Source organism: Acetomicrobium mobile, assembly GCF_937920065.1.
Window position 1 is genome coordinate 1 of record NZ_CALETC010000164.1, and the last position, 2,298, is coordinate 2,298.

At 56.8% G+C, this 2,298-nt stretch carries 2 protein-coding genes; both read right to left on the reverse strand.

Annotation, left to right across the window (positions count from 1 at the left end; translation table 11 throughout):
- Positions 1-82: 82 nt before the first annotated feature.
- Complete coding sequence (locus Q7P41_RS06085) at positions 83-778, reverse strand: hypothetical protein (RefSeq protein ID WP_303882901.1); 696 nt, start codon at positions 776-778, stop codon at positions 83-85.
- Positions 771-2,174: a DNA methyltransferase gene (locus Q7P41_RS06090; protein WP_303882902.1), complete on the reverse strand. Its 1,404-nt coding sequence runs from the start codon at positions 2,172-2,174 to the stop codon at positions 771-773. Before Q7P41_RS06090 ends, Q7P41_RS06085 begins: the two co-directional genes overlap by 8 nt.
- Between the last annotated feature and the right edge of the window lie 124 nt (positions 2,175-2,298).

Sequence of the window (2,298 nt, forward strand, 5' to 3'; positions counted from 1 at the left end):
GCATACATCAGGCACAAACCGGGCTTCGTTTTCGGCCATCGCGGGGGAGATGGGCACGGCAACCCCCTCCCTGTATTTGCCATCAAGCGACTATGCTTGGCCTTCTCAGTCCCTCGACCAAGGTCCCGCAGAGCCACGTGGCGTAGTCATACCCTCGGGCTTTCATCTCTCGGAACGCCAAGAGTGCAGCCTTGACGTGCTCCGGCGAGTAGAGATGAAACCCATTGCACTTGATGGGCGGAGGCGTACCTTTGAAGTTCAAGGGCAGGTAGAGGCAGGGTGCCGGCACATCCCTGCCCCTACGTAGCTTTCGAAACGCCTTGGCCCATCCATCCTTCGTATCCGTAAAGGACGCCACGTAACAGAACTCTCTTCCAAAACGCAGCTTAATGTCGATGCCACTGTTCAAATCGTCGGCAGCATTCTTATACGCCGCGTCCACCATGCCCGACTCCACGAACAGCGAGAACAGATGATGCTCCATCAAAAACGACGGCCACGCACGACTCACCCGGACCCTCATGCCCTCAACAAGAGAGGGCCGATTCGATTTGAACCATCCCTCATTAGCCTGCTCATAAGCCTTAACGAACTCACCCTGCGTCGGTGGTCTCGCTAGGTGCGCGCAAAGGCGATAGTAAACCTCCGTCATCGTCGGGCCGTCTACTTTGGTGTCTTCAGCCTCCAAGTTCTTGAACCTAAAGTCCGGCCTTCTGTAGCCGGAATAATCCCCGACCCTTCGGATGTACTCAGAGGAGACATAGACCAGCTCAATCACGCACGGCCACCACCAAGTAGCGCCCAAGCCTAGCCAACCGTCGTGCCTCCCGGAACTTGTTAACAATGTCGGGATGCACCTGCTGCGTCGATAGAGGCACTTGAATCTGACGGATCAGTCGCCAGCCCGCCTTCCGCAGCAGATCGGCATAGTCCCACAAAAATATGCCCGGGTGATCCGCGTGCGCCTTCGCGTTCTCAGAATCCCAATCCGACATGAGGAAGGCCAATTTGGTGCCAGGTTTAACAGCCTCGTGCAATTGTTGAAAACGCACTCCGAACCACTCAAGGTATTCGCCCGGCGAAAGCCCTGAAATCGAGCCTTCGACGTAGCCTCCCTCTCCGATGGACGACCGATCCATCTTATTGAAATAAGGCGGGTCCCAAAAGATCAGCGACGCCTTGCCCACCGTTTCCGGCCAGCCGTCAGACAGATCGTGGCGCTCAATGTCAATGCGCTCGTGCCGGTGGTCAATGTCATAACTACGGCACTTGCGCCCCATGAGCAGGCAGGCGTCCAAGGTCGTGCCCGAACCGGCCATCGGGTCCACGACCAAATCGCCCGGCTTCGTGAAGAAGTACAGCACATGGCACATAAGCTCGCCCGGAACACGCCCGGGATGATTGTCCCCCATCAAGTCATGGCACGACGGGAATTGCCAAACATCGTAGGGCTGAATCTTGATGCCCAAACGCTTCATGCGCTCGGCATCATCAAGCCCCTCAAGGGTAATCGCCTCAACGAGCACCGGAGGCAGGTTGAAGCGACGGGCGATCTCGTGGCGTTCGATGTGTTGTGAGGCGAGGTCGCGGATACCAATTTTCGCAGAATCGCAGTTTTTGGTATCAACGCTCACCGTCTGCTGGCTAACCCCAAGCAGTTCAGCGATCTCCTTCTGCGTCCACCCCAACATCGTAAGACGCAGCACCTTCGCCCGGCGTTCCTCGCGCTCACGGCTCAAAATGTGCCCAACCCAGTCATACACCGTGCGCTCCGATACGCCCATCTGCTGGGCGAACGCCTTCACGTCAAATGCCTTCGGATCAGCTTCACACTCCTCAACTGCCAACGCCTTCAAATCAGCGTTGCTCATCCTGTCCCCATGCCGCGCCGACAAAGTGGCAGCATATCGCTTGGGCGTCATGCCTTCAGGAACAACATGCCACTCCACCGACGCCTCGGTGATCCCAGCCTTCTTGTACGCCTCCAACCGATGCTTGCCGTCAAGAAGACGGTTCGTGCCTTCCTCGAGCACCAACGGGGGAAATTCGTCTCCGGCCTCTAAAGCATCGACATACCTCTCGATTGTCGCCGTGTTCCACTTCGACCTCGGGTAAACGGACGGATCCCACTTAATCGCTTCGAGAGACACAAAACCACACTTATGACTATTCACTTGTCACCACTCCTCCGTGTGATTTCCCTCCGTGTCGGCATAAAGAAGGGCTGGCAGCCACGGAGGAAACTGCCACCCCAACTCCCCGCCGCCGAAGCGGGGAAACTCGGTAAATTTATAATTA